The 24,265-nt window shown below is 61.8% G+C and carries 21 protein-coding genes and 1 tRNA gene; 14 read left to right on the plus strand and 8 right to left on the minus strand.

Going from position 1 to position 24,265, the window contains the following annotated elements; all coding sequences use genetic code 11:
- Positions 1–2: 2 nt before the first annotated feature.
- From IEW17_RS07495 to IEW17_RS07510, 5 genes are all read left to right on the plus strand, one after another.
- Positions 3–830, plus strand: coding sequence for a universal stress protein (locus IEW17_RS07495; protein WP_188561418.1), 828 nt, complete (start codon positions 3–5; stop codon positions 828–830).
- Between the two features lie 163 nt (positions 831–993).
- Positions 994–1,872: a universal stress protein gene (locus IEW17_RS07500; protein ID WP_188561419.1), complete on the plus strand. Its 879-nt coding sequence runs from the start codon at positions 994–996 to the stop codon at positions 1,870–1,872.
- Between the two features lie 254 nt (positions 1,873–2,126).
- Positions 2,127–2,285, plus strand: coding sequence for a hypothetical protein (locus IEW17_RS20865; protein ID WP_229748866.1), 159 nt, complete (start codon positions 2,127–2,129; stop codon positions 2,283–2,285).
- 247 nt (positions 2,286–2,532) lie between these two features.
- Positions 2,533–3,420 (plus strand): NmrA family NAD(P)-binding protein, encoded by an 888-nt coding sequence (locus tag IEW17_RS07505; RefSeq protein ID WP_188561420.1) that lies wholly within the window; start codon positions 2,533–2,535, stop codon positions 3,418–3,420.
- A 586-nt stretch (positions 3,421–4,006) separates the two neighbouring features.
- Positions 4,007–4,972, plus strand: a complete 966-nt coding sequence (locus IEW17_RS07510) for a sodium-dependent bicarbonate transport family permease (protein ID WP_188561421.1) — start codon at positions 4,007–4,009, stop codon at positions 4,970–4,972.
- A 238-nt stretch (positions 4,973–5,210) separates the two neighbouring features.
- On the opposite strand, the gene IEW17_RS07515 is transcribed toward IEW17_RS07510, so the two are convergent.
- Positions 5,211–6,611, minus strand: coding sequence for an MBL fold metallo-hydrolase RNA specificity domain-containing protein (locus tag IEW17_RS07515; RefSeq protein ID WP_188561422.1), 1,401 nt, complete (start codon positions 6,609–6,611; stop codon positions 5,211–5,213).
- A gap of 236 nt (positions 6,612–6,847) precedes the next feature.
- Here IEW17_RS07515 and ppsA point away from each other — a divergent pair, with 236 nt between their 5' ends.
- Positions 6,848–9,289: a phosphoenolpyruvate synthase gene (gene ppsA / locus IEW17_RS07520; RefSeq protein WP_188561423.1), complete on the plus strand. Its 2,442-nt coding sequence runs from the start codon at positions 6,848–6,850 to the stop codon at positions 9,287–9,289.
- A 207-nt stretch (positions 9,290–9,496) separates the two neighbouring features.
- Positions 9,497–9,796, plus strand: coding sequence for a phosphoribosylpyrophosphate synthetase (locus tag IEW17_RS07525; protein ID WP_229748867.1), 300 nt, complete (start codon positions 9,497–9,499; stop codon positions 9,794–9,796).
- 131 nt (positions 9,797–9,927) lie between these two features.
- Here the strand turns inward: IEW17_RS07525 and IEW17_RS07530 are convergent, their stop codons facing one another.
- Both IEW17_RS07530 and IEW17_RS07535 read right to left on the minus strand, forming a co-directional pair.
- Complete coding sequence (locus tag IEW17_RS07530; protein ID WP_188561425.1) at positions 9,928–10,362, minus strand: BLUF domain-containing protein; 435 nt, start codon at positions 10,360–10,362, stop codon at positions 9,928–9,930.
- 255 nt (positions 10,363–10,617) lie between these two features.
- Entirely contained in the window at positions 10,618–10,959 is a 342-nt protein-coding gene (locus tag IEW17_RS07535) for a thioredoxin (protein WP_188561426.1), read from the minus strand.
- A 174-nt stretch (positions 10,960–11,133) separates the two neighbouring features.
- On the opposite strand from IEW17_RS07535, the gene IEW17_RS07540 reads away from it, so the two are divergent.
- Positions 11,134–12,744, plus strand: coding sequence for a sensor histidine kinase (locus IEW17_RS07540; protein WP_188561427.1), 1,611 nt, complete (start codon positions 11,134–11,136; stop codon positions 12,742–12,744).
- Positions 12,722–13,771, plus strand: coding sequence for a response regulator (locus tag IEW17_RS07545; RefSeq protein ID WP_188561428.1), 1,050 nt, complete (start codon positions 12,722–12,724; stop codon positions 13,769–13,771). The genes IEW17_RS07540 and IEW17_RS07545 overlap by 23 nt, the downstream gene beginning before the upstream one ends.
- Positions 13,772–13,809: 38 nt before the next feature.
- Here the strand turns inward: IEW17_RS07545 and hemA are convergent, their stop codons facing one another.
- Entirely contained in the window at positions 13,810–15,090 is a 1,281-nt protein-coding gene (hemA, locus tag IEW17_RS07550) for a glutamyl-tRNA reductase (RefSeq protein ID WP_188561429.1), read from the minus strand.
- Positions 15,091–15,490: 400 nt separating this feature from the next.
- Between hemA and IEW17_RS07555 the strand changes: the two genes are divergently transcribed.
- Together IEW17_RS07555 and IEW17_RS07560 are read left to right on the plus strand one after the other, a co-directional pair.
- Entirely contained in the window at positions 15,491–16,567 is a 1,077-nt protein-coding gene (locus IEW17_RS07555; protein WP_229748868.1) for a bestrophin family protein, read from the plus strand.
- 231 nt (positions 16,568–16,798) lie between these two features.
- The gene (locus IEW17_RS07560; RefSeq protein WP_188561430.1) at positions 16,799–17,245 is read left to right on the plus strand and encodes a hypothetical protein; all 447 of its coding nucleotides are present in this window, start codon (positions 16,799–16,801) and stop codon (positions 17,243–17,245) included.
- A 27-nt stretch (positions 17,246–17,272) separates the two neighbouring features.
- Here IEW17_RS07560 and IEW17_RS07565 read toward each other — a convergent pair whose 3' ends face one another.
- Positions 17,273–19,906, minus strand: a complete 2,634-nt coding sequence (locus IEW17_RS07565; protein ID WP_188561431.1) for a cation-translocating P-type ATPase — start codon at positions 19,904–19,906, stop codon at positions 17,273–17,275.
- 61 nt (positions 19,907–19,967) lie between these two features.
- Positions 19,968–20,792: a universal stress protein gene (locus IEW17_RS07570; protein WP_188561432.1), complete on the minus strand. Its 825-nt coding sequence runs from the start codon at positions 20,790–20,792 to the stop codon at positions 19,968–19,970.
- A 333-nt stretch (positions 20,793–21,125) separates the two neighbouring features.
- On the opposite strand from IEW17_RS07570, the gene IEW17_RS21450 reads away from it, so the two are divergent.
- Positions 21,126–21,473, plus strand: coding sequence for a DUF3606 domain-containing protein (locus tag IEW17_RS21450; protein WP_373286159.1), 348 nt, complete (start codon positions 21,126–21,128; stop codon positions 21,471–21,473).
- Between the two features lie 443 nt (positions 21,474–21,916).
- Here IEW17_RS21450 and IEW17_RS07580 read toward each other — a convergent pair.
- Positions 21,917–21,991 (minus strand) — tRNA-Val (locus IEW17_RS07580).
- Between the two features lie 191 nt (positions 21,992–22,182).
- On the opposite strand from IEW17_RS07580, the gene IEW17_RS07585 reads away from it, so the two are divergent.
- Together IEW17_RS07585 and IEW17_RS07590 are read left to right on the plus strand one after the other, a co-directional pair.
- On the plus strand, positions 22,183–22,881 hold the full coding sequence (locus tag IEW17_RS07585; protein WP_229748869.1) for a porin family protein: 699 nt from the start codon (positions 22,183–22,185) through the stop codon (positions 22,879–22,881).
- 83 nt (positions 22,882–22,964) lie between these two features.
- On the plus strand, positions 22,965–23,471 hold the full coding sequence (locus IEW17_RS07590; protein ID WP_188561435.1) for a DUF6992 family protein: 507 nt from the start codon (positions 22,965–22,967) through the stop codon (positions 23,469–23,471).
- A gap of 112 nt (positions 23,472–23,583) precedes the next feature.
- Here the strand turns inward: IEW17_RS07590 and IEW17_RS07595 are convergent, their stop codons facing one another.
- Complete coding sequence (locus IEW17_RS07595; protein WP_188561436.1) at positions 23,584–24,162, minus strand: type 1 glutamine amidotransferase domain-containing protein; 579 nt, start codon at positions 24,160–24,162, stop codon at positions 23,584–23,586.
- Positions 24,163–24,265: the final 103 nt, after the last annotated feature.

The raw sequence follows: 24,265 nt of genomic DNA on the forward strand, positions 1-24,265 counted from the left end.
CTATGACTCCCTCCCTCGTTGTCCTGACTGATTTTTTCGCCGTGACCAACCGCGCCCTGTCGTATGCGGCCGGGCTGGCCGTGCCGCTGCACGCGCAGCTCGTGCTGCTGCACACACGCTACGACGGACTGCCCGTACCGGCAGGGTTTGGTGCCCACCACACCTTGCACGGCGAGCAACAAACCGACCAGGCCCTGCTGCGCCTGGCCGCCGAGCAAACCGTGCCCACCGAAGTAGACGTGGCCGAAGGCTTCCTGCCCGAAGCCGTGGCGGAGGCCGTGCGCCGCCACCACCCCTTGTTTATGGTGCTGGGCCGGCCCAGTGCCACCACCGAAGCGACGGAGTTGCTGACCAGCGTGGTGATGGACCTGCTGCGCCATGCGCCGCATCCGCTGCTGCTGGTGCCCGCAGTGGGCTGGGACGCGTTTCCGCCCCGCCGCTTCCTGCTGGCCGTGGACGGGCAACCCTTCACGTTCAACGACCAGGACCACCAGGAGGTGTTGAGCCGGCTGCTGCAAGCCACTCAGGCCACGCTCGACGTGGTGTACGTGACCGACGACGAGTACGCCCTGCCCGGAGCGGACAGCGTACTGGAAACGGTGCGGGCGAACGACCTGGTTAACACCTTTGCCAAGAGCCGCTTGCACGAAGTCTATCACTCGGCCGTAGTAGCTGGAGTGCTGGAAGAAGCCGCCCGCCAGGGAGCCGATGTGCTGGTGGTCGTGGTCCGTCGCCATAGCCTGCTGGGCAGCCTGTTTCACCGTAGTGTCACGGCGCAGCTCATTCAGGAGAGCGCCATCCCGGTCTTGCTGCTGCCCGCCGAGGATTAAGAGCGGCGCCCGGCCCAATTCGCCGGCCGGTGTACTTTCCTCAGTGCCGGGCACCCGTGCCCCTGGTGCCAGTTGAGGCCCCGGAACTGCCCGGCTGGATGCCTTCTGTGGGTTGATGGATTTAATTGACCAGCTACTTGCCATTTTACAAAAACACCCAACTATGTCACTCACCCTCATTGTTTTCGCCGGGTTTTATCCCACCGCCCGCCACACCGTGCACTACGCCAGCAGCCTGACCCACGCCCTGCACGGCAAGCTGGTACTCCTGCACGTCAAGCGGGCATCCCTGTTCGACCCCTATGAGCTGATGGCCGAAAGCTTCCGGCAGGAAGAACTGGGCCGCGAGACCGAAACCGCGTCGGCGCTGTACCGCATGGCCGGGGAACTGCCCACCCAACCTACCGTGGAAGTGGCCACCGACCTGCTGCCCGTGATGGCCCAGGACCTGGCCACCCGGCACCGTCCGGCGTTGTTCGTGCTCAGCCAGCCCGACCGGACGCGGGCCGGAAACAGCGTGGCACACGACTGCGCCGAACTACTGCGGGCCGGACACTTCCCGCTACTGGTGGTGCCGCCCACCGCCCCGGCCGACCAGCCGCCACGCCGCATCGTGATTGCCGCCGACCGCGAGCCATTTGCCCTGGCCTCCAACGCCCACGCCCTGCACCAGCTGCTCGCGCTGCCCGGTGCCGAGCTCATTGTGGCCCATATATCGAGCGGGGTAGAAGACGACGAAGACTGCAGCTCCGCACTGCGGGCGGTGCAGCTAAGCGGCCTGATAAAAGGGCTGGCCATGCCCGAGCTGCGGGGCTACGAGCACGACAACTACGCCAAGGGCTTGCTGGCGGCGGTGCAGGACACCCAGGCCGACCTCGTGATTGTGCTGGCCCGGGAGCGCAGCTACCTGAGCGAGCTATTTCACCAGAGCGTGACGGCCCAGCTGCTGGCCGAGTGCCCCGTGCCGGTGCTGGTGTTGCCCGTGACCGCCGGAGTCGCGCCGGCGCCTTCTGCCAGCCGCTCCACGGCGGCCGCCCGTTAAACCTGCGCTCACTTCTGCTCCTGGCGGTGATGGCCGTTGCCGACGCATCGCGGGTAGGTATAGCCGTTTCACGAACGAGGAGACGTGAAGGGTCGCGTCTTTACACCCTGTGTACACCATCTGTGAAACCACTGCATACTGGCTGATGCCCAGCATCGCAACAGCATTTTGTCAGGTCTACAAGCGTCCTCTTCATCCTTAATTTTTCCAGATTCCCCCTCCCTGCTTGTACTCCACCTTCCTGCTTTTTGCTGGTGCTGAGCTTCGCCGGCCAGGGCCAACAGCTCAACCCGGCTAAGCTCGATAGCCTGCTCAACGGACCAGCGGCCAATAAAAACCTCATGGCTTTAGGGCACTGGCTAAAGAATGTCATCCCATTGGCTGAGTATCGTCAAGGCATGGGCTGGGGTTAGGACGGAATTTTACCTGCTACTTATTCCTCACCACGGGCTGCCCAAAGCCCTTTTTTCCTTTCGCCATGATAACGCCCACGATTCTGTTTTCGGTGATGCTAGTGGCCGCGCTGGCCGTGTTTAGCGTTTACGCCCGCGCCACGCGGCCGCAGCTTCCGCCCGAACCCGTCCGATAAACCAGCGGCCCGTTCAGGTCCTGCCCGACGGTAAATCTATCGTCGGCCTCTGCTTTTCATCTCCTGGCACCATGCCATCACCCGCTCGCCTACTGCTTACCGGTGCCACGGGCAATGTGGGCGCCGCGGCCCTGCGGGCGCTGTTGCGCCTGCGGTCGCCCGGCACGGTGGTGGTAGCAGCGGGCCGCACTCCGAACCACGGCCGGCAGCAACTGGCCCCGGAAGCGGCCGACTACGTGGAATCCGTTCTTTTTGATTTTACGAAGCCGGAAACCGTGGCCCCGGCCCTGCACGGCGTGACCGGCCTGCTGCTGGTGCGCCCACCGGCCATCAGCGACGTGGCCCGCTACCTGCAGCCGGTGGTGCACGCGGCCGTAGCGGCCGGCGTGGGCCACATCGTATTTCTATCGCTGCAGGGGGCGCAGTACAACCCTTTCGTGCCGCACCACAAAGTAGAAAGCTATTTGAAGGAGTCGGGCATCCGCTATTCCTTGCTGCGGCCGAGCTTCTTTATGCAAAACCTGAGTACCACCCACCGCGACGACATTCGGCTGCACGACCAGCTGCTGCTGCCGGCCGGCCACGCCCGCACCAGCTTTGTGGACGCGCACGACGTGGGCGAGGTAGCCGCCAAACTCCTGCTGAACCCGCCCGCCGCCTCGGCCGGCTACGAGCTCACTGGCCGCCACGCCTACACCTACGCCGAGGTGGCCGCGCAGCTAAGCGCCGTGCTGGGCCGGCCCATTCGCTACCGCGCGGCGGGCATTCGGGAGTTTCGGACCTACGAGCGCGCCAAGGGCACGCCCGCGCCGCTCCTGAACGTGATGACCGGTATTTACCTGGCCGCCCGTTTGGGGCTGGCCGCGCATGTGTCGCCGGTGCTGGCCGAGCTGCTGGGCCGCGAGCCGGGCACTTTACGGAGCTTTCTGGAGCGGGAGCGGACTTGTTGGCTGCCCTAAATGAAGTAGCTGTTTCGATTTGCTGCTAATACCTTGGAAGCTTGGGCAGTGAGCTTCGGAAATTCCCCGTTCCGCTTCATTTCTCCCTTCCTTATGTAAGCCACTACCTTTCCCGCTCCGGGGCTCACGGACCCCGCCGTTACCGCGTCGCGCGCCGCCCGCGAGCGCAACGTTCTCACCAGCAGCGCCGGCTCGGGGCTGCTGGCCACCATGAAGGCGGTGTTTTACGTGGTTTTTATTCACATTCCTATTGTGCCCGCGGGGCAAGGCCTGCTGCAAACTGGGTGGGGTGCCGTAAGCAGTCGCCTCAATTTGCTTTCAACAACGGTGCGTCACACATTTCAAGCGGGAAGCCAAATGCTCCGGTTTCAAAAAACAGCCCTGCCCCGGCAAGAAGAAAAGCACTCATTTTAATAGCTTTACTACTAAAACAAATAATAAAGCTATTTACAATAATGGTATAACTAATACTAGTGGGTAGTTTTGTGCCGCTTTTGGACTTCCACTTGCCTGTAGCCGCGTGCTACGGACAAGCGTTAAGTCGCATCGGGTTTCCTATTCACTCCTTCTGTTTTGCTGTTGTCGCATGGATGCACACCTGCTGCTGTTAAACCTGACCAACCCGACGCTGCTATTCTTCGTGCTCGGCATAGTGGCGACGGCCGTGAAAAGCGACTTGGAAATCCCGCCCACCACTATCAAGTTTATTTCCTTGTATTTGCTGTTCTCCATCGGCTTCAAGGGCGGACAGGAGTTGGCCCACAGCCCATTCAGCGCGGAAATAGCCTACTCGCTGGGGTTCGGGCTGCTGGTATCGGCACTGATTCCGGCTTACACGTTCTTCGTGCTCAAGCGGCGCCTGAGCATTGCCGATGCCGGGGCCGTGGCGGCGGCCTACGGCTCGGTGAGCGCCGTCACGTTTGTGTCGGCCGTATCGTTTCTGGAAGCCCAGCAACTGCACTTTGGCGGGCACATGGTGGCCGTGATGGCTCTGATGGAAGCCCCCGCCATCATCGTGGGGGTGATGCTCATGCGGCGCTACGAGGCCGCCGACACCGCGGCTGCCCCCCGGCTCGGCCCCCTCGTGCAGCATTCCTTCACCAATGGCAGCGTGCTGATGGTACTCGGCAGCCTCGTCATTGGCCTGGTTGCCGACACGAAACAGGCCGACGGCATCAAGCCTTTCACCACGGACATCTTCAAGGGCTTTCTGGCCATTTTCCTGCTTGAAATGGGCATGGTTACCGCTCGGCGCTTCACCGCCTTCCTGCGCTACGGACGCTTCGTGACGGCCTTCGCGGTGCTCATACCGCTGCTCAACGGCTGCGTGGTAGCCGTCGCCAGCCACTTAGTCACCGAGAACGTGGGCAACCGGTTCATCTTTGCCATCCTGGCGGCCAGCGCTTCCTACATTGCCGTGCCGGCGGCCATGCGCCTAGCCGCGCCCAAAGCCGACCCAGGCCTTTACCTGCCCATGGCCCTGGGCGTCACGTTCCCTTTCAATATCACGCTGGGCATGCCGCTGTATTTTGCGCTCGTTCAGTACACGTAAGGGCCCGTCCGAAGCGGAGGAGCACAAGCAACGGCCCCGAAACTGCCGGTGGGTCCATCCGCTGTGCGAGGTATCCCCACGCCATGCGTTGCGCCAACTCCCTGAACGTGAACGGCTCGAAGCCGATTTCATCAATTAGCAGCAGCTTGCGCCTGGCATTCATGCGTCCTCATTGGGCTCAGCAGCGGCGGCGGCCCCAAACGCCCTGGGGCAGCAGAGGCCCATGGCGTTCTACCCCTCAGATACTTTCAAACAGCATCTTTACCTCCAGGTAATCAGGTACTACCACGTTGAGCCAGCCCTGCTCCTGGCGCAGGGTTTGGGCCAGGGCTTCGGCCGGCGCGGGCTCGCCGTGCACGATGAACGTGTGCTTGGGCGGGGCCTGAAACTGGCCGAGCCAGCGCAGCAGCTCCGAGCGGTCGGCGTGGGCCGAAAAGCCGTCGAGGTGCCGCACCTGGCAGCGCACGGGCACCAGTTCGCCGAACATCTTCACGGTGGTTTCGCCGTTTTGCAGGCGGCGGCCGCGGGTGCCTTCGGCCTGGTAGCCCACCAGCAGCAGCGTGTCCTGGGGGCGGGGCAGGCGGTTGAACAAGTGGTGCACAATGCGCCCGCCGGTGCACATGCCGCTAGAGGAGATGATGATGGCCGGGCCGGTTTTCGCGTTCAAGCCCTTGGATTCCTGGGCTTCGGTGACAAAGCGCATACCGGGAAAATCGAACATGTTGCCGTGCCCAAGCCGATGCGCCGTGGGGTGGCGCGGGTACAGGTCCGACACGCGGATGCCCATTGGGCTGTCCACATACACCGGCACCTGGGGCACGCGGCCTTCGGCAAGGAGCTTTTTGAGGTAGTACAGCAGGGTCTGGGTGCGGCCCACGGCAAAGGCGGCGATGACCAGCACGCCGCCCCGGTCCAGGGCCTCGTTGACCACGCCGGCCAGCTCAGCTTCGGGGTCCTCCACGCGGGCGTCCCGGTCGCCGTAGGTGGACTCGACCAGCAGCACATCGGCCTGGGCGATGGGCGTGGGGTCGAACAGCACCGGGTTATCGTAGCGGCCCAAATCGCCGGAAAACACCAGCTGCTTGCGCTGCTGCGCGCCCTGCACGGCCAGCTCCACGATGGCCGAACCAAGGATGTGGCCGGCATCGCGGAAGGTGAGCGTGAGCAGGCCGTTGAGCAGGGTTACGGGGGCGTCGTAGGCCACGCTTTCCACCAGGGGCAGCATGTGTTCCACGTCAATCTGGGTGTAGAGCGGTTCGGCGGGGTGGTGCTTGGAATAGCCTTTCTTATTGGCGAAAGCGGCTTCTTCCTCCTGCAGCTTGGCCGAGTCGAGCAGCATGATGCTGAGCAAATCGGCGGTGGCTTCGGTGCACAGGATGCGGCCGCGGAAGCCGTCGCGCACCAGCTTGGGCAAGTAGCCGCTGTGGTCGATGTGGGCGTGGGTGAGAATGACCAATTCCACGGCAGCCGCGGTGAGCGGCAGCGGCTCGCGGTTGCGCAGGCGCAGCTCCTTCAGCCCTTGGAACAGGCCACAGTCGACCAGCACCTGGTGGCGGGTGGCCTGGTCGTCGAGCGTGAGCAGGTACTTGGAACCCGTGACGCAATGGGCCGCACCGAGAAACTGAAGACTGACATCCATACAGTTAGCGAGTAATTGAGCAGGAAATTATCCCACTACAAGACTACGCCCCTGGCCTATGCGGCCACATGACAAACATCACTGCCTCGGTCTATTTTAATCATGCCGCTGGCTTACGACGGGACGGTTCTTTGTGTTGGGCTGGTGTCGGCACGGATTGCAGCCGCCGCGCGGGTTAGCCTGGCTGATTTTGCCCTACCCCCGGTTTCATCCTCACTCTCACTTCGCTACGCATCATGGCACAAGCAGCATTCGCACTGTTCTTCCGGGAACTGACCAACGACAAAGTGGCCGTGGTGGGCGGCAAAAACGCCTCCCTTGGGGAGATGTTCAACCGGCTGGGCGACCAGGGCATCAACGTGCCCGACGGCTACGCCACCACGGCCGCAGCCTATTGGCTGTTTCTGGACGAAAACCGCCTGCGCGGGCCGTTGACCGAGCTGCTGGCGAGCCTCGACACCAAAGAGTTTACCAACCTACCGGAAGTGGGCACCCGCGCCCGCTCGCTGGTGCACGGGGCCACCATGCCGGCCACCGTAGTCACGGCCATCACGGACGCTTACCGGACGCTGTGCGCCGAATACCCCGGGGATATTCAGGTGGCGGTGCGCAGCAGTGCCACGGCCGAGGACCTGCCCACCGCCAGCTTTGCCGGCCAGCACGACTCGTTTCTGAACGTGCGGGGCGCGCAAGCAGTGGTGGAAGCCTGCCAGAAGTGCTTCGTGTCGCTGTTCAACGACCGGGCCATCAAGTACCGCGTCCTCAACAAGTTCGACCACATGGGCGTGGCCTTGTCGGTGGGCGTGCAGACGATGGTGCGCTCGGATTTGGCCTCGGCCGGCGTGGCGTTTACCATCGAGCCCGAAACGGGGCACGACCAGCTGATTTACCTCACCGGCAGCTGGGGCCTGGGCGAAAACGTGGTGCAAGGAGCTGTTAATCCCGACGAATATTATCTGTTCAAACCGTCGTTGCGCAACGGGCACCGCGCCCTAGTCACCAAAAAGCTGGGCGATAAAGCCAAAACTATGCGCTACGCCACCGGCCCGGATGGGCACGCAGCCGGCATTGCCAACAGTGACACACCACTGGAGCAGCGCGCGCTATTCGTGCTCACCGATGCCGAAGCCGAGCAGCTGGGCCGCTGGTGCCTGCAGATTGAGGAGCACTACGGCATGCCCATGGATATTGAATGGGCCAAGGACGGCGTCACCAACGAGCTGTTCATCGTGCAGGCCCGCCCCGAAACCATTCACCACGGCCAGCAGGCCCTGCGCCTGCACGAATACCACCGCACGCAGGATGGGCCGGTGCTGGCCACCGGCAAGGCCGTGGGCAGCCAGGTGGTGTCGGGCGTGGCCCGCATCATCGACTCGCCGGCCGACGGCCACCGCCTGCTGCCGGGCGAAATCCTGGTGACGGACAGCACCAGCCCCGACTGGAACGCGGTGCTCAAGAACGCCGCCGTCATCGTGACCAACAAGGGCGGGCGCACCAGCCACGCGGCCATCGTGGCGCGGGAGCTGGGCCTATCGGCCGTGGTGGGCACGCTCGATGCCACGGCCAAGATTAAGGATGGGCAGCTCATCACCGTGTCCTGCGCCGAGGGCGACGCGGGCCTGGTGTTCGACGGGGCGCTGACCTGGGAGGAAACCGACATCGATTTAGCGCAGGTGGCGCGGCCCCGCACTAAGGCCCTGCTCATCCTAGCCGACCCCGACCGGGCCCTGCAGCTGGCCCGCTACCCCAGCCAGGGCGTGGGCCTGATGCGCATGGAATTCGTCATCAACAACGCCATCCGCATCCATCCCATGGCCTTGGTCGATTTCGACAAGCTGACCGACCAACACGCCCGCGCGGAGATTGAGCAGCTCACCACGCACTACCCGAGCAAGCCGGAATACTTCATCGACAAGCTTTCGCAGGCCATCGGTTTCGTGGCGGCGGCCTTCTTTCCCCGCGAAGTCATCGTGCGCCTGAGCGATTTCAAAACCAACGAGTATGCCAACCTGGTGGGCGGCCGGCAATTTGAACCCACCGAGGAGAACCCCATGCTGGGCTTCCGCGGGGCCTCGCGCTACTACAGCGCCGAATACCGCGAGGGCTTCCGGCTGGAATGCGCCGCCCTGCGCCGCGTGCGCCTCGACATGGGCCTAACCAACGTGAAAACCATGGTGCCCTTCTGCCGCACCGTGGCCGAGGGCCGGCAGGTAGTGGCGCTCATGGAAGAATTCGGCCTGAAGCAGGGCGAGGAAGGCCTGGAAATCTACGTCATGGCCGAAATTCCGAGCAACGTCATCCTGGCCAAGGAATTTGCCGCGGTGTTCGATGGCTTCTCCATCGGCTCCAATGACCTCACGCAGCTGACCCTGGGCATCGACCGCGACTCGGCCATCGTCAGCCACCTCTTCGATGAGCGCAACGAGGCCGTGACGCAGCTGCTGGCCCAGGTTATCCAGACCGCCAAAGCGTGCGGCCGGCCCATCGGGCTCTGCGGCCAGGCCCCGAGCGACTATCCGGACTTCGCCAAACGCCTGGTCGAGCAGGGCATCGATAGCATTTCCTTCACCGCCGACGGCTTGCTCAAGGGCATGGCCAATATGGTGCAGGCCGAGCAGGCACTGGGCCTGGAGCATGCGGTGCCAGCGGCTGAGGCCGTAGAACCCTTGCCGGCCTGAGGCCAGGCGAGGAAGCCAATACAGACCATGATGCTTCGGCGGCACATCGAAATCACGCGCACCGGAAGACGCAGACTGAAGCTGTTGGGCGGCAGTGGTTTGGTCTATTCCAAGAGTTATTCAGCCCAGACTCAGTTGCTTTTTTATTGATTTACAGGTGTTTTCAACCTTCGACGCCTTCCTGACGTTAGGTCCGCTATGGATACAATGACCACACTATCGGAAATCACTACCAAACTCAAAAACGAGGGGTACATCGAAGACTTTAACCTAAAAGAAAGCTGCCTTGAGTGCCCGGCCAACGTCATGCAGATATTTCCCCATGAGTTTGTAGTAGACAAGCATTACCGGTTTGAAGGAGCATCGGACCCGGCCGACGCGGCAGTAGTGTACGCTATTTCTTCCCCTAAGTACCATTTGAAAGGCATTCTGGTGAATGGCTACGGCATGTACTCCGACACCTTGACCGATGACATGGTGAAGGCTCTTAAAGAGAAGCCGGAATAGGCAAGTACTTTTGGCCGCTCATAAAGCTCAACCACTGCCCGGTTTTCTCGGTGCGTGTCGGCCCATGCTCGTTCCGCCAAAAAGCACCTTTGTGGGCTGCCCCTGATACCGGGCAGGCAGTGGACCACCCGTTAATGAACGGCTTTTGTTTCCACAAAGTCCAGCAGCAGCTCCATCAATTCGGGGCGGATAATGGGCCAAGGGCCGTGGCTGGTTGGGGCGTTCAGCGTGCCACTTTGGAGCAGGGCAAACAGGTCCTCCGCCTGCGCGACGAGCAAGCCCATGCTCCAGTCGGCAAAACTGCGTTCCGCGCAGCTGCCCTCGCCCAGCACCTGGCACTGGTGGTGCCGCGGGTCGGACAGGATGCGCTGGTAGTAAAGCTGCCGCACCTCGGCTTCCTCCCCTTCCAGAATCTGCACAAAGCGCCCATCGGGCGAGTGTAGCAGCAGCCCCGTAACGTGCCTATCCCGGTTGTGGGCGCGGGACTGGTCCAGCAGCGCCGTCAGTTCCGGGGTTGCGAACGGCACCAGCGCCTGGCTTTGGTAGATGAGGTGGTAGAGGCCCATGGCAACGACAGGGAAATTGAACAACCTCCGTACAAATGCTACGGGCAACCGTCTGGCTTGAAGACAACTGGCCGGAACCGACTTGGCCATCGGCCAGCTGCTGTTCTGTTTTCAACGGAATTGACGGCGAATAGATGCCTGACGCGGGGCGAAAAACCTATCGAAGCGCAAGACCCAAAACCAGCACTGCCTTCAACGAGAAAAGGCGCTCTTTTGAAGTATAAAAATTCAGCAGGCCCCACCAATAGCGGGCTGCTATTTGGCGGGTATGCCGACGGGGACGGGACCTAGCCTGGCCAGTAGCAGCGGCACAATGGTTTTGCCCTCCGGCAGCCCGCCCTGACGCCACAGCTCCACCCCTTGCCGCATGAGCACGAAGCAGGGCAAGTCGGTGGCCTGGAAGCTGCGCACCACGCTGGGGTGGCTCACCTCATCTACGGTGAGCACCCGAATGGCCGCCCCCAATTCCTGCTGCAAGGCCGCCAGGGCCGCCAGGGTGGCCACCCGCACCTGCGGAGCCGTGCCCACGGGCGGCAGCAGCACCAGCAGCATCGCGGCATCGGCAGACGGGGGAGGCGTGCGGGAGAGGTCGGTCATCAGACTCGGGAGAAACAAGTGGCTGCAAAACTACCGGGCCGGGCCAGCTCCTCGAATGATGCCCATCAGACGGCGGGCTGACAATTATCATATTCGGGTGTAAAAATGCCGACCTTGCCGAGTGCCCGGCCGGTACTGGTTCATTAACCAACCGCGGCGGCCCACACCATTCCTATGCTTCCAAGCTCCTCCTCCGGCGCGTTTACCGCGCTGCTCTACACGCAGGCCAAAGAATTCTTTGGGGTTTATGACCTGGCGCTGGGTTGGTTCACGCAGGTGAATCCGGCGGGGGTGCGCCTGCTGGGCTACCCGTCCGAAGAAGTGTTTTTGAACGACCCGGACCATTCGTTGCGCTCGCCGCCCTGGACGCCCGAGCAGTGGCAGGCACTGTGCGAGCAGGCCCGGCGCGAAGGCCACCAGGCCGTGGAAACGGATATCCGGCGCCACACCGGCGAGGCCTTCAGCGCCTACCTGGAGCTGACGTTCTTCCAAGAGGCCGGGCAGCCGTTTTTTCTGATTCATATCTGCAAGCAAAACCGCCTGCAGCAGGCCGAGCGGGAGCTGGCCCACAGCGTGCGGCGCTTCGAAGCGGTGTTTACCAATGCCACTATCGGCATTATCGTGTGCAACCAGGCTGGCGATATCGTGTCGGCCAACCAACTGGCCGAACAGCAGTTCGGCTACCGGCCGGCCGAGCTGCTGGGCCTGCGCATCGAAGTGCTGGTGCCCAACGCCGCCGGCCGGCACCACCAGCAGCTGCGCGAGTCCTTCAACGCCCACCCGCAGGTGCGCGGCATGGGCCACCACCGCGTGCTGCGCGGCCAGCGCCAGGACGGCACCGAATTTCCCGTGGAAGTGAGCCTGAGCTACTTCCACCTCGACGAGGAGCTGTACGTGGTGGCTTACGTGCTCGACATTACCGCCAAACACGCCGCCGCGCTGGAGCTGGTGGCCCAACACCAACGCGTGGCCCGCCTCAACGCCGACCTGGAGCAGAAAGTAGCCGACCGCACCCACGCCCTGCTCATCACGCTGGAACAACTGGAAAAGCGCGGCCAGGAACTCACGCAGGCCCTGGCGGCGGAGCAGGAATTGGGCGAGATGAAATCGCGGTTCGTGTCCATGGCTTCGCACGAGTTTCGCACGCCCCTCACCGGCGTACTTACTTCCGCCGAGCTGATTGCCGACTACGCGCAGGGTCCGCAGAAAGACAAGCAGCTAAAGCACGTGGGCCGCATTCGCGCCTCCGTGAAACACCTGAACGATATCCTGGAAGAATTCCTGTCGGTGGGCCGCATCGAGGAAGGGCGCGTGGAAGCCACGCCGGCCACCCTGGATATGGAAACGCTGCTGGGCGAAACGGTGGCCGACGTGCAGGGCCTGCTCAAAGCGGGCCAGCACATCGAGTACGAGAGCGAATGCGCCGGCCTCATCCGGCTCGACACCTCGCTGCTGCGCAAAATCCTGGTCAACCTGCTATCCAACGCCATTAAGTATTCGGGCGAAAACTCCGTGATACAAGTTCAGGCCGCGTGCCAGGACCGGCAGCTCATGCTGCGCGTGGAGGACCAGGGCGTGGGTATTTCCCAGGAAGACCAGGAACACCTGTTCGAGCGGTTTTTCCGGGCCCGCAACGTTTCCACCGTGCCAGGCACGGGGTTGGGGCTCTACATTATTGCCAAGTACCTGGAGCTGATGGGGGGCAGCATTGCCCTGCACAGCGAATTGAACGTGGGTACGACCGTCACCATCACCATTCCCTATGAAGACCATTCTGCTGATTGAAGACGACGAAATAATCCGCGAAAACACCGCCGAGCTGCTCGAAATGGCCGGCTTCGCGGTGCTCACGGCCGAGAACGGCCAGCTGGGCGTGGCGCACGCCCTGGCCACCAAGCCCGATTTGGTGGTGTGCGATATTATGATGCCCGTGCTCGACGGCTACGGCGTGCTCCAGATTTTCAACCAGAATGCGCAGCTGGCGGGCGTGCCCTTTATCTTCCTCACCGCCAAAACCGAGCGCCTCGACCTGCGCCGCGGCATGGCCCTGGGGGCCGACGACTACCTCACCAAACCATTCGACAAAGCCGAGCTGCTGAGCGCCATCACCGGCCGCCTGGCCCGCTTTCAGCACCTCAAGCCCGAGTACAACCTGCAGGCGCAAGGGGGCCTGTGCGCGTTTCTGGACGATGCCCAAGCCGTAGGCGACCTGAACAGCTTGTCGGCGGACCGCAAGGTGCACATCATTCGCAAAAAGCAGGACGTGTACCTGGAGGGCGACGAGCCCGCGCGGGTGTACTTCGTGCAGTCGGGCCGCGTGAAAACCGTGAAAACCACCGACGGCGGTAAGGAGCTGATTACCGGCTTGTATGGCCCCGGCGAATTCTTCGGCTACCTGGCCCTGCTCGACCACACGCTGCACACCGACTCCGCGGTGGCCGTGGACGACTCGGAGCTGGTGTACATCCCGCAGGATGACTTCACGCAGCTCCTGCTGCGCAATGCGGAGGTGAGCCAGCAGTTTATCCGCCTGCTGGCGGGCCGGGTGAGGGAGCGGGAGACGCAGCTGCTGGCCATGGCCTACAGCTCTATCCGCCGGCGCGTGGCCGATACGCTGCTGCACCTGCACGTCCAGGCAGGCCCCGAGGGCCACATCCATCTCTCGCGCGACGACATGGCCGCCATGGTCGGCACCGCGCCGGAGTCGCTGATTCGCACGCTGAGCGAGTTTAAGCAAGACGGGTTGATTGAGCTCACGCCCAAGAACATCCGGGTACTGGAACCCGAGAAGCTGCGCCGGGCCCGCTGGTAGAAGCACAATTATGCTCTTGGCCCTGGTCACCTGAACCCTTACTGGGCCAGGGCAACAGCGGGCTCGCGCTCCAAGTCGAACAGCCCGTTGAGCAACTCCATCAGCTGGCCGGGCTCGCCCCGCTTGCAGGCCGCTTTGAGCTGCAGCACGGGCTGTTTGAGCACCTTTTGCATCAGCGACTTCGTGATTTCGTCCAACAGAATGGCTTCGGCGGGGCTCATTTTCTTGCCGAAGCGCAGCATTTCTTCCTGCCGCAGCTGCTCCAGGGCGTTTTTCAGTTTTTGAATGGTGGGCGACACTTCCATCTCCCCGCTCCAGTCCTGCAACCCAGCCATGCTTTCGGCAATAATGGCCCGCACCTGGGGCACGGCGGCCAGCCGCCGCTCCAAAGCCGCCGACGCTTTGCTCTGGATGGCATCGAGCGGGTAAAGCAGCACGCCGGGCACCGCCTCCACCGCGCTGGCGATGCTGCGGGGCACGGATAGGTCGACGAAGTATTTGTGACTAAGCACCGGCGCCCGGGCCAGCAGCTGGGGTGTGATGATGGGCGTGGGTGCTGCCACGGACGAAATCACGACATCGGCCTCTTGAATACCGTGAGCCAAATCGGCAAAATCCAACACGTGTACTCCGCACTCGGCCGCCAGGGCGTCGGCCCCGGCCCGCGTCCGGTTGCAGATGGTGACGTGCCGGAACCGGCTGCTGGCCCCGAAATAGCGGGCCACGTCGGCGCCAAATGCGCCGGCTCCCACCAGCAGCACCCGCGGGCTGGCCAGGTGCGCCGTCAGGTCTTCTACCAGCTGCAGCGCGGCGTAGGCCACCGAGGCCGCGCCGTCGCAAAAACCCGTTTCCTGGCGCACCCGCTTGTGGCTGAAAAATACGGTGTGAAGCAACCGGTGCAGAAACGGCCCGGCCGCGGCCGCATCGGCCGACCATTGGTAGGCCTGTTTCACCTGATGACTAATCTGCTGGTCGCCGATTACTTGCGCATCCAGTCCCATGGCCACCTCGAAAAGGTGCTGCACAGCGGCCTTGGCACTGGTGATGCTGACGAAGTAAGGGGCTATCCGGGTGCTGTCGGCCACGTTTTTCAGCCGAGCCAACTCGTCGATAATGACGGCACTCTGGTCCTGCACGGCGCTGTAGTAAACTTCCGTGCGGTTGCAGGTGCTGAGCACCAGCACATCGGCCAGGCCCGGCTGGCCCCGCAGCGTGGTTAGCAAGGTGCGGCAAGCGGGTTCGTCCAATGCCAGCAGCTCCCGAATGGCGAGCGGCGCTTGCTGCTGGGTAAGACTGACAACCTTAAAGCGCTGATTCATGCGAGGAAACAAAGTAGCGTAAAATTGGGCAACCCATGCCCTCACGGGTGGGGCAGCCGCTAACAAAGGTCCCTGCTGTCTGATGGTGGAAAGTATGACACCCGTCACTTTCCCACCTGATAGGTGTCATGACGGGCCGCCCCGGGCAAGGGTATCTTTGAAATGTATAACCGGTGATTCACCCGTCCGCATACCAGTTGATGCGAACGGCCGGTTAGTTGCCGTTTGTGTCATTCGTTTATCTCTGCTTCTCAGCGCTCTGGCGCTCTTTAATGAAACACCGTATTCTTCACGAGTCCGCTTCTTTACTGCTAGAATACAACGTTCTGCAGAACTACATACATACTATTGGGGCGCGGGACCAAACACCGGACTTAAAAATCAAGCCGTGGTTTATTCGATGGACTCCGTAAGTCGGCGCTCTACCGAAGAGGTACTGCGGGGCATCACGGGCGGTACCTTCGCTGGCTTCGACGACGTAGCTACAGCCCGGCGGGCGCTGCTGAGCAGCTGGTCGAGCCGGCTATGGTCCAATTTCCAACGGCGTAATCACCACCTCTTTACTATGCTGCTCAACGCTCGGCTTCCCCTGCGCTACATTTTCAAGCACGTCCAGCCCGATGTCGTTCGGGTGCTGCTCATCTCCATCTGCTTCCATTTACTGAAGCTCTCGCTCGGCGAGTACCTGCCGCTGATTCCCCTGCAACTGCCCACCATCCTGGGCAGTTCCATTGCTTTGCTCCTGGCCTTTAAAACCAGCCAGTCATACGACCGGTGGTGGGAGGCCCGCAAGATTTGGGGCGCCATCGTCAACGACTCGCGCACGCTGGTGCTGCAGGCCCGCACGTTTGTGCCCGACGAATTGCTGCGTCCGCAGGCCCCGGATTCGCCCTTACGAACGGTTGCCTACCGCCAAATTGCCTGGTGCTACTGCCTCGGCCAGTCGTTGCGCGGGCTGGACCCCCAGGCCGGACTAGCGGCCCATCTATCGGCGCAAGACCTGGCCTATCTGCAGCTTCACGCCAACAAACCCCTCGCCCTGCTGGCCCTGCACACCGACCAGCTGAAAGCGTTGTTGCAGGCCGGTGCCATCAACGCCTACCAGCAGGTGCAAGTCGATGCCACGCTGGTGCGCCTCTGCGATTCGATGGGCCAGGCCGAACGCATCAAAACCACGGTGTTTCCGGTGAGCTACCGGCTGCTCGTGTACTTCTTCATCTACCTGTTTCTGATGACGCTGTCCCTGGGCCTGGTCAAGACCATTGGGCTGTGGGAAATCCCGGTACTGCTGACCACCGCTTCCTCGTTTTTCCTGCTGGAGCGCACAGCCCGCTACCTGCAAGACCCGTTCAACAACAAGCCAACCGACACGCCGGTCACGGCCATTGCCCGCACCGTCGAAATCAACCTCAAGCAGCTGTTGCAGGAGCCCAACGTGCCGGAGCCACTGGCCCCCGAGGCATTTTACCTGATGTGAAGCCGGTGCCCGCCTGGCCGGATTTCGCTGGTTGAAGAGCAAGCCAAGGCGGGAAACGTGACAAAACTCAGGCACACCACCTGACCCTCATCATGTGAAGGCATCAGCCGATGCGGGACTTTTGTGAGTACCCGCACAACGGACCAAAGGTGCCGTTTCATGATTACAAAGGCAATGAAGGCGGCTTCGGCCCGATTCCACCACCATAGAACTGACCGGAAGTTCTCCGCTATGAAAACCCTCCTCTGGCTTTGCGCGGCCCTGTTGTTAGCCGGCAGCAGCCACGCCCAACTAATCAGCCCCGACCTGGTGCCGCCGTTGGCCTTCGTCGCCCTGCAGCAGCAGTACCCGCACGCCACCAAAGTGCAGTGGAAAAAGACGCAGGGGTTGTACCAAGCCAGCTTTAATCAAGACCAGGACCAGCAATTCATTCGGTTCAGCGACAATGGGGATGTGGAAGCTACCGGCGTACCCTTGGCTATCAGCGCCTTGCCCGCCAGCGTGCGCCACACACTGGTGGCGCACTACCCCAGCCGCAAAGTTTGCCAAGCCGCCAAATTCGTAAACGCCCGCACGGAGGCCATCACCTACGAGGCCGCCACCTGCGAAAGCAACCTCAGCCGCACGCTGGTCTTTACCGCCGACGGCCGCAAAATGCGTCAGACCAGCCACCGATAGACGGAACCCTGCTGGTGAGCAACGGCCTCAAGCCGCCACCTGAGCTGGCATGGCAGCCTCAACCTTGACAGCCGGAGGCTGCTCGGCGGGTTGTTCCCGGCGGCGGCTGATAAGCTTCTGAAGCTCTACCGCCCAGAAAACCACGCTCGACACGACCACCGTAAGGCCCAGCTCCGTCCACGTCAGCGGCTGCGTACTGAACAGGTCGTTGAAGAAGGGCGTGTACAGTATCATCAGGTGCAGCGCCGCGGTCAGCGCCACGGCCCCCAGCAGGGGCTTGTTGGACAGCAGGCCAATGCTGAAAATTGACTCTTGCCGCGACCGGATAGCCAGCGCCAGGCCCAACTGACTGAAGCAGAGCACCGTGAAGGCCATGGTCTGCCAGTGCGCAATGCCGCTACGCAACGCCCAGGCCTCCGTGCCGATAGTCAGTCCTCCAACGAGCACCCCGACCAGGACAATGAACCAACCCAACCCGTTGGCAAAGATGGTTTGGCGCGGGTCGATGGGCGGGCGCTGCATACTGCGGGCTTCCGAAGGCTCGTAGGCCAGAGCCAGGCCGGGCAGGCCATCGGTTATCAGGTTAATCCACAGGATGTGGATGGCCAGCAGGGGAACGGGCAAGCCAAAGAGCGGTGCCACGAAGAGGGCCACGATTTCGCCCGCGCTGCCGGCCAGGATGTAGCGGATGAATTTGAGGATGTTGTCGAAGATGCGCCGTCCGTGCCGCACGGCATGCACAATGGTCGCAAAGTTGTCGTCGAGCAGAATCATGGCGGCGGCTTCCTTGGCCACCTCCGTACCATTGATGCCCATGGCCACGCCGATGTCGGCGTTTTTCAGGGCCGGCGCGTCGTTCACGCCGTCGCCGGTCATGGCCACGAACTGGTGCCGGGCCTGCAGAGCGCTGATGATGCGCAGCTTCTGGGCCGGGTCCACGCGGGCGTACACCCGCACTTTTTCCACCACCGCCGCAAAGGCGGGCTCGTCTAGCTTGGTCAGCTCCGGCCCGGTCAGGACCAGCTCGTCGGGCTTGGACAAGATGCCCAGCTGTTCGGCAATGGCCTTGGCGGTGAGCGGGTGGTCGCCGGTAATCATCACGGCGATGATGCCGGCCGTTTTGCATTCAGCCACGGCCTGCCGGGCCTCCTCTCGGGGCGGGTCAATCAGGCCCGCGAAGCCGATGAAGCTCAGCCCGGTTTCGACGGTGGCGGGCGTGATTTCGGCCGGCATGGCGGGCAGCAGCTTGGCGGCGTAGCCCAGCACCCGGAAGCCCTTGGCGGCCAGCTCGTCCACGCGTCGCCGCAGGTCGGGGATTTCGGCCTGCTGCCCCTGCTCAAGCTGGTCGAACAGCGCGCTCAGCGCCCCCTTGGTGATGCACAGTACGCCCTGGTCGGTTTGGTGCAATGTCGTCATGCACTTCCGCTCCGAATCGAAGGGCAATTCCCCGACGCGCGGAAACCGGCTTTCGAGGGCCGCGCGGGCGTGGTCCTTCCCGGCGGCGTACTGCACCAGGGCCACCTCGGTGGAGTCGCCCAGCCAGTTGCCGGCGGGGTCCTGGGTCACGTCGTTGTTGAGGGCCATGGCGGCCAGCAGACCGGTTTTGTTATCCAAAACCGGCAGGGCAAAGGCCGGCGCGGCGTAGACGTCCTCCACCGTCATTTTGTTGAGCGTGAGCGTGCCCGTTTTGTCGGTGCAGATGTAGGTGACCGAGCCCAGCGTTTCCACGGCCGGCAGCTTGCGGATGAGGGCCTGGTCCTTTATCAGCCGCTTGGCCCCCAGGGCCAGCGAAACGGTGACCAGCGCGGGCAGGGCTTCGGGCAGCGCGGCTATGGCCAGCGAGATGGACACCAGCAGCAGGTTGCCCAACGGCTCGCCCCGCAGCCAGCCCACCCCAAAAAAAAGCGCCCCGATAACCAACGCCACCCCCGACAGGTACTTGCCCAGCGTAGCCAGCCGCTTTTGCAGGGGCGTCACCGTTTCCTCGGTTTGGATGAGCTTGGCAATCTTGCCCAGCTCGGTTTTCATGCCAGTAGCCACCACGTAGGCCGTGGCCCGGCCATTGGTTACAAAGGTGCCCTTGTGGCCCATGTTCACCCGGTCGCCGAGCGGGTGCTCGCCGGCGGGCAGCGGGTCCGGATTTTTCTCCACATTGGCCGACTCGCCCGTTAGCGACGACTCGTCCACTTTCAGCGCGTGCGTTTCAATGAAGCGCACGTCGGCCGGAATCACGTCGCCGGCTTCCAGCACCGCCACGTCGCCAGGCACCAGGTCGGCGGCCGCGATTTCCACGGTTTGGCCATTACGCAGCACCTGGGCCTGGTTAGCCGCCATCTTTTGGAGGGCTTCCATGGCCTTGTCGGCCCGGTATTCCTGGATGAACCCGATGAGGGCGTTCAGGACGACAATTGCCAGAATCACATAAGTGGATTTCCATTCGCCCACCGCCCCCGACACCGCCGCCGCCGCCAGCAGCACCAGAATCATCACATCGGCCAGCTGGTGCAGTAGCAACTGGCCAATAGTTTTCTTTTTGGCGTCGGCCAGCTGGTTGGGGCCATATTCGGCTAGCCGCTGCTGAGCCGTGGCCGCATCGAGCCCGGCGGGGGTGGCGTGCAGCTCCTGCGCGACATCGGCAATCGGAACAAGGTGATAATCCATGCGTAATCTGTGTATGAAACCCGATGGGGCATTGCCTTTTGCTAAAACGGTATTTCGCTGTTTATTCCGCCGCGGGCAGCACCAGCACGGGCACGTTGCTGTGCAGCAGCACCTGCGCGCTGACGCTGTGGTGAAACAACTCACCCAGGAAGCTGCGCGGCCGGGCAATGAGCACCACCAAATCAAAATCTTCGGGACGGGCCGCGTCCAAAATGCCATCGGCCGGGTCGGTGGCGTTCATGTTCAGGGTCCGAATGGGCAGCGCCAAGTCGGCGGTCAGGCCCGTCTGCTGGACTATTTGCAGCGCTGCCGCCGCATTTTCATCCGGGTCGGTGTTTTCTGTCACGTGCAGCACGGTCAGCTCCGCCTGCAAGGCAGCGAACAGGTCCCGCACGGCTTCTGCGGGTTGGCCGAGCGAGAAGTCCTCGCCGTCCGCGGCCAGCAATATTCGCCGCGGTGGATTTGCGGCGTGGGCGTTGGGCGGCACCACCAGCATGGGATACAGGGCGGTGCGCAAGAGGTCGAGGGCCGTAGTGCTGACCAGTTCGTCAGGGGTGTCTTCCGTATTGGGCCGGCCCAGCACGATTAGGGTTGGGTGGTGGCGGCGCACGGCATCGGCCACGGCGTCGGTCACGCGGCCGTGGCCTATTTCGGCTACTGCTGGCACCGGCAGATTAGCGACAATGCCGTTTAGCGCCAACTCAACTGCGGGCTGGTCGAGGTCCGGCAACTTCCCGGTGAGCAGTTCCGGGTCAATTAGGGAGTCGCGGTGCACGTGCAGCAGCACCAGCCTGGCCCCCAGCGGCGTGGCCAGGTCGGTGGCATAGTCGAGGGCTTGGTTGGCAGTCTTTAGAAAGTCGGTGAGAACAAGCAGGGAAAGGGCCATGGGAAGGGATTAGGCAAATGGTGAAGTCTACCGGTAAAGGACGAATAAACGGTGGCAATCGGTATGCACCACGTCGGTCCTAATCAGCTTACGCAGTTCAGTGCCCATCAACCGGCTCAGCAGTGAGTATAGGAGCAGGAAGTATCCTGATGAGTACCTGACTATCCAAATTGCTTATAGCCAGCTACGGACAGGAAGTGACAAATTCTACCCGTCAGGCACCGCCACCACCCAGCTCGTGGTTGAGAAACAGCCGCCCGCAGCCAGCAGCAAATGGCCGATACCAGCGCTGACTTGCAAGCCCGCGCCTTTTTACGGGCATTTAGGCCTGGGATGGAACAAGACATTGCCGGGCATTGTCAAACAGGCGTAGAAAACACTAATTCGCTGGGCCGGCTGTTTCTCCGCTCCTATCCTGAGCAAAACCCGTTGAGTTGGCCACATACCGGCCAATTCCGTAACCTAAGGCACCCCCCTTTGCCTTACCTTTGTGCCCACCGTTCCCCTATTGTTGCCGTGCCTCCCTCCCCTCCCGCTGACCCAACCCGCATTCTACTTGCCTCCAATTTGGAGGTAAACTACTGGTGCCAAACGTTGAATTGCACCGAAACCCGGTTGCGCAATGCCGTGCTTGCCGTTGGGCCCTTGTCGGCGGACGTGCGCCTTTACCTGGCACGCTAACCACCTCGATACTTGGTTTCTGTAGCAGTCGTGCAACCAACAGCCCTTCGCGGCCTCGGGCACGACCCCACCGGCTGTCGTTCATTACTGAGGCCCGTGTACCCGTCCCTGCTGTCCTTCAGCCTGGCCCAGATTACCACCCCTGTTGCGGCAATATTCTGCCTATGCGCCTGCTGGAGCGCCGCTTAACCAATTCAGAAGCAGTGCTCAGGCAACTCTTCCTGCCCGCCTGGTGAATCTGAATGGCACCCGAGAACCATCCCCGAATGCATCCGTTCAGCGGGCTCTCCCGGCATGGTTTCAGTATGCTTTTCACCGCTTCCTTATCCGATGTAAAACGGGTATTTTCACAACGGACCGAGGGCAAATCGGGAGTTTGGACAATAAAATCGGGAGACCGTAAAATAAAAAACCCTCACTGCGCACTGCAGTGAGGGTTTTTGTGAGGCGTATTGGGCTCGAACCAACGACCTCCACCGTGTCAGGGTGGCGCTCTAAACCAACTGAGCTAACACCCCGGAATTGATTGCCCCCAATGGTGCAACTGCCCCAAAGGTAGCTGGTGGGCAGCCATAGCTAGCTGTGTGGGCGAGTTTTTTTTACTTAGCCTGGCCCACACAGGCAACCTTATAGCCCCGGAAAAGTATAGGGGCGAACGAGAATACTAATTTTTCTCAACTTGGAGACATCACTTCCCCCTCTTTCATCCATGAAAAAGACTCTTCTATTTCTGCTGTTGGCTATCGGTTCTGCTCCAGTAGCTTTTGCGCAAAACCGTCCGGGCGGCGAAATGTCGTCCAAGGATTTCACCGGCGGCGGCGTGACCAGCTCGCGCAATACGGGTTTCGGTATCAAAGGTGGCTACAACCTCAATGGCTTGCGTGGCGATGACATCAAGGGCATTGACCGTCAGGCCCGGAGCGACTTCCACGCGGGGGTATTTGGTCAGTTTGGCTTCAACGAATTTTCTTCGGTTCAGGCTGAAGTTCTGTATTCGCGCCAGGGCTTTGAGGCCAATACGGGCTTTGCAGCCGGTGGGGCGGTTACCAATGACCGCCAGCGCTTTCGGATGGACTATCTTCAGGTACCCATCATGTACGTCGGAAACTTTACCGAGAACCTGAGCTTCCACGTAGGACCACAGGTATCATTGCTGACCAACATCCGACGTGACGAAAAGACCCTGGACGTCGCTGCTAACGGTTTCAACTCGTTCGATTACGGCGCAGTTGGCGGATTAGAGGCGCGTGTGGGTCCAGCTCGTGTGGGCGCCCGCTACAACCTAAGCCTGGGGAAGATATTCGAAGGCGGCAACAGCCAAACGGGCATTATCAACCCAGCTTTTTCCAACAGCAGAATCTATAACAACCTACTTCAGGTGTACGTAGGCATCGGCTTCACGCAATAGTCGTTCCCCGCGCTGTACCTTCTTTCAAAAAGGAAGCCCCCACGGGCTTCCTTTTTTGTTGTCAGTTTTTCCCCGGTCCATCCATGCCTGCTCCCTCTGCTATCGAACTCGCGGCCCTGCACCACGCCCGCGAGCTGCTGCTGGGCCAGGGGCTGGCCGTACTGGCCGCCTGGGTGCTGCTCAACCTGCTGGCCAGCGGCTACCAACTGGCCCACGCCGACCGCCGCCACGAGCCTTTCTACTTTCATGGCATGAACGTGGCCTGGGCGTTTATCAACGCGGGGCTGGCCCTCTGGGGCATCTGGCACCTGCAATTCACGGCCCCTCCTGGCCTGCGGCTGGCCGATTTGGTGCAAGCGCAGCTGTTCAACGAAAACCTGTTTCTGCTCAATGCCGGACTGGATGCCGCCTATATAATGACGGGCTACTACCTGCGGGCACAGGCCCGGGTACCAGGGCATCCGTTGCCAGCGCGGCTATTTGGGTTTGGGCGCTCACTGTGGGTACAGGGCGGTTTTTTGCTGGTATTCGATGTGGCGATGTGGAGCCTGCTGCATAGCCAGGCGAAATACATACTGGCTTATCTGTAGCTGAAGGGGCCGCTGATAAATCTTTTTCTCATTTCGAGGCGGCCCACACCCCACCAAAAAGCCCCGAAGCTGCTCAGCATCGGGGCTTTTTTGGTGGTTGATTGCCAGGCGGCTAGTTGTTGCCGCCGTGCTGGGGCTCCAGCATTTCTTCCACTATTTTCTTGTTGAAAGCGGGAATATCCTCCGGCTTGCGGCTGGTGATGAGGCCGTGGTCGCACACCACTTCGGAATCCTCCCACTGCGCCCCGGCGTTTTTGAGGTCGGTGTGCAGGCTGGGCCAGCTGGTCACGCGCTTGCCGCGCACCACGTCGGCCTCCACCAGCAGCCAGGGGCCGTGGCAGATGGCGGCCAGCACCTTACCAGCGCCGGCAAACGCCTTCACGAAGGCTACCACGTCCTTGTCCATCCGCAGAATATCGGGGTTCATCTGGCCGCCGGGCAGCACCAGGGCATCGTAGTCGGCGGGACGAACATCGGTAATAACCTTATCGACATCGACTTTATCGCCCCAATCATTATTAGGGCCGTCCCAGCCTTTGATGGAGCCGCTTTTGAGAGAAATAACGTGGGTTTCGGCCCCCTCGTCCTCCAGGTATTTCTTGGGTTCGTCGAGCTCGGACTGCTCGAAGCCGTCGGTGGCAATAATGGCAATTTTCTTGCCCTTGAGTTTGTCGCTGCTGAAGATGCTCATAGGTAAAACCGGATAAAAAGAATAGCACCGGAGATATGTCCGGCACCGTTTCTTTACGCCTGTCCGCTCCTTTGGTTTATGAAAATTCGGGCTACCGCCCTTT

This window comes from Hymenobacter frigidus (genome assembly GCF_014640435.1).
GTDB lineage: Bacteria > Bacteroidota > Bacteroidia > Cytophagales > Hymenobacteraceae > Hymenobacter > Hymenobacter frigidus.

What these genes read in the sequence shown, in the direction of transcription:
- hemA (WP_188561429.1), bottom strand. Translation starts at nt 15,090, where the DNA reads ATGAATCAGCGCTTTAAGGTTGTCAGTCTTACCCAGCAGCAAGCGCCG.
- IEW17_RS07540 (WP_188561427.1), top strand. Translation starts at nt 11,134, where the DNA reads ATGCTTCCAAGCTCCTCCTCCGGCGCGTTTACCGCGCTGCTCTACACG.
- IEW17_RS07500 (WP_188561419.1), top strand. Translation starts at nt 994, where the DNA reads ATGTCACTCACCCTCATTGTTTTCGCCGGGTTTTATCCCACCGCCCGC.
- IEW17_RS07530 (WP_188561425.1), bottom strand. Translation starts at nt 10,362, where the DNA reads ATGGGCCTCTACCACCTCATCTACCAAAGCCAGGCGCTGGTGCCGTTC.
- IEW17_RS07585 (WP_229748869.1), top strand. Translation starts at nt 22,183, where the DNA reads ATGAAAAAGACTCTTCTATTTCTGCTGTTGGCTATCGGTTCTGCTCCA.
- ppsA (WP_188561423.1), top strand. Translation starts at nt 6,848, where the DNA reads ATGGCACAAGCAGCATTCGCACTGTTCTTCCGGGAACTGACCAACGAC.
- IEW17_RS07570 (WP_188561432.1), bottom strand. Translation starts at nt 20,792, where the DNA reads ATGGCCCTTTCCCTGCTTGTTCTCACCGACTTTCTAAAGACTGCCAAC.
- IEW17_RS07515 (WP_188561422.1), bottom strand. Translation starts at nt 6,611, where the DNA reads ATGGATGTCAGTCTTCAGTTTCTCGGTGCGGCCCATTGCGTCACGGGT.
- IEW17_RS07595 (WP_188561436.1), bottom strand. Translation starts at nt 24,162, where the DNA reads ATGAGCATCTTCAGCAGCGACAAACTCAAGGGCAAGAAAATTGCCATT.
- IEW17_RS07505 (WP_188561420.1), top strand. Translation starts at nt 2,533, where the DNA reads ATGCCATCACCCGCTCGCCTACTGCTTACCGGTGCCACGGGCAATGTG.
- IEW17_RS07560 (WP_188561430.1), top strand. Translation starts at nt 16,799, where the DNA reads ATGAAAACCCTCCTCTGGCTTTGCGCGGCCCTGTTGTTAGCCGGCAGC.
- IEW17_RS07510 (WP_188561421.1), top strand. Translation starts at nt 4,007, where the DNA reads ATGGATGCACACCTGCTGCTGTTAAACCTGACCAACCCGACGCTGCTA.
- IEW17_RS07555 (WP_229748868.1), top strand. Translation starts at nt 15,491, where the DNA reads ATGGACTCCGTAAGTCGGCGCTCTACCGAAGAGGTACTGCGGGGCATC.
- IEW17_RS07545 (WP_188561428.1), top strand. Translation starts at nt 12,722, where the DNA reads ATGAAGACCATTCTGCTGATTGAAGACGACGAAATAATCCGCGAAAAC.
- IEW17_RS07525 (WP_229748867.1), top strand. Translation starts at nt 9,497, where the DNA reads ATGACCACACTATCGGAAATCACTACCAAACTCAAAAACGAGGGGTAC.
- IEW17_RS07590 (WP_188561435.1), top strand. Translation starts at nt 22,965, where the DNA reads ATGCCTGCTCCCTCTGCTATCGAACTCGCGGCCCTGCACCACGCCCGC.
- IEW17_RS07495 (WP_188561418.1), top strand. Translation starts at nt 3, where the DNA reads ATGACTCCCTCCCTCGTTGTCCTGACTGATTTTTTCGCCGTGACCAAC.
- IEW17_RS07535 (WP_188561426.1), bottom strand. Translation starts at nt 10,959, where the DNA reads ATGACCGACCTCTCCCGCACGCCTCCCCCGTCTGCCGATGCCGCGATG.
- IEW17_RS07565 (WP_188561431.1), bottom strand. Translation starts at nt 19,906, where the DNA reads ATGGATTATCACCTTGTTCCGATTGCCGATGTCGCGCAGGAGCTGCAC.
- IEW17_RS21450 (WP_373286159.1), top strand. Translation starts at nt 21,126, where the DNA reads ATGGAACAAGACATTGCCGGGCATTGTCAAACAGGCGTAGAAAACACT.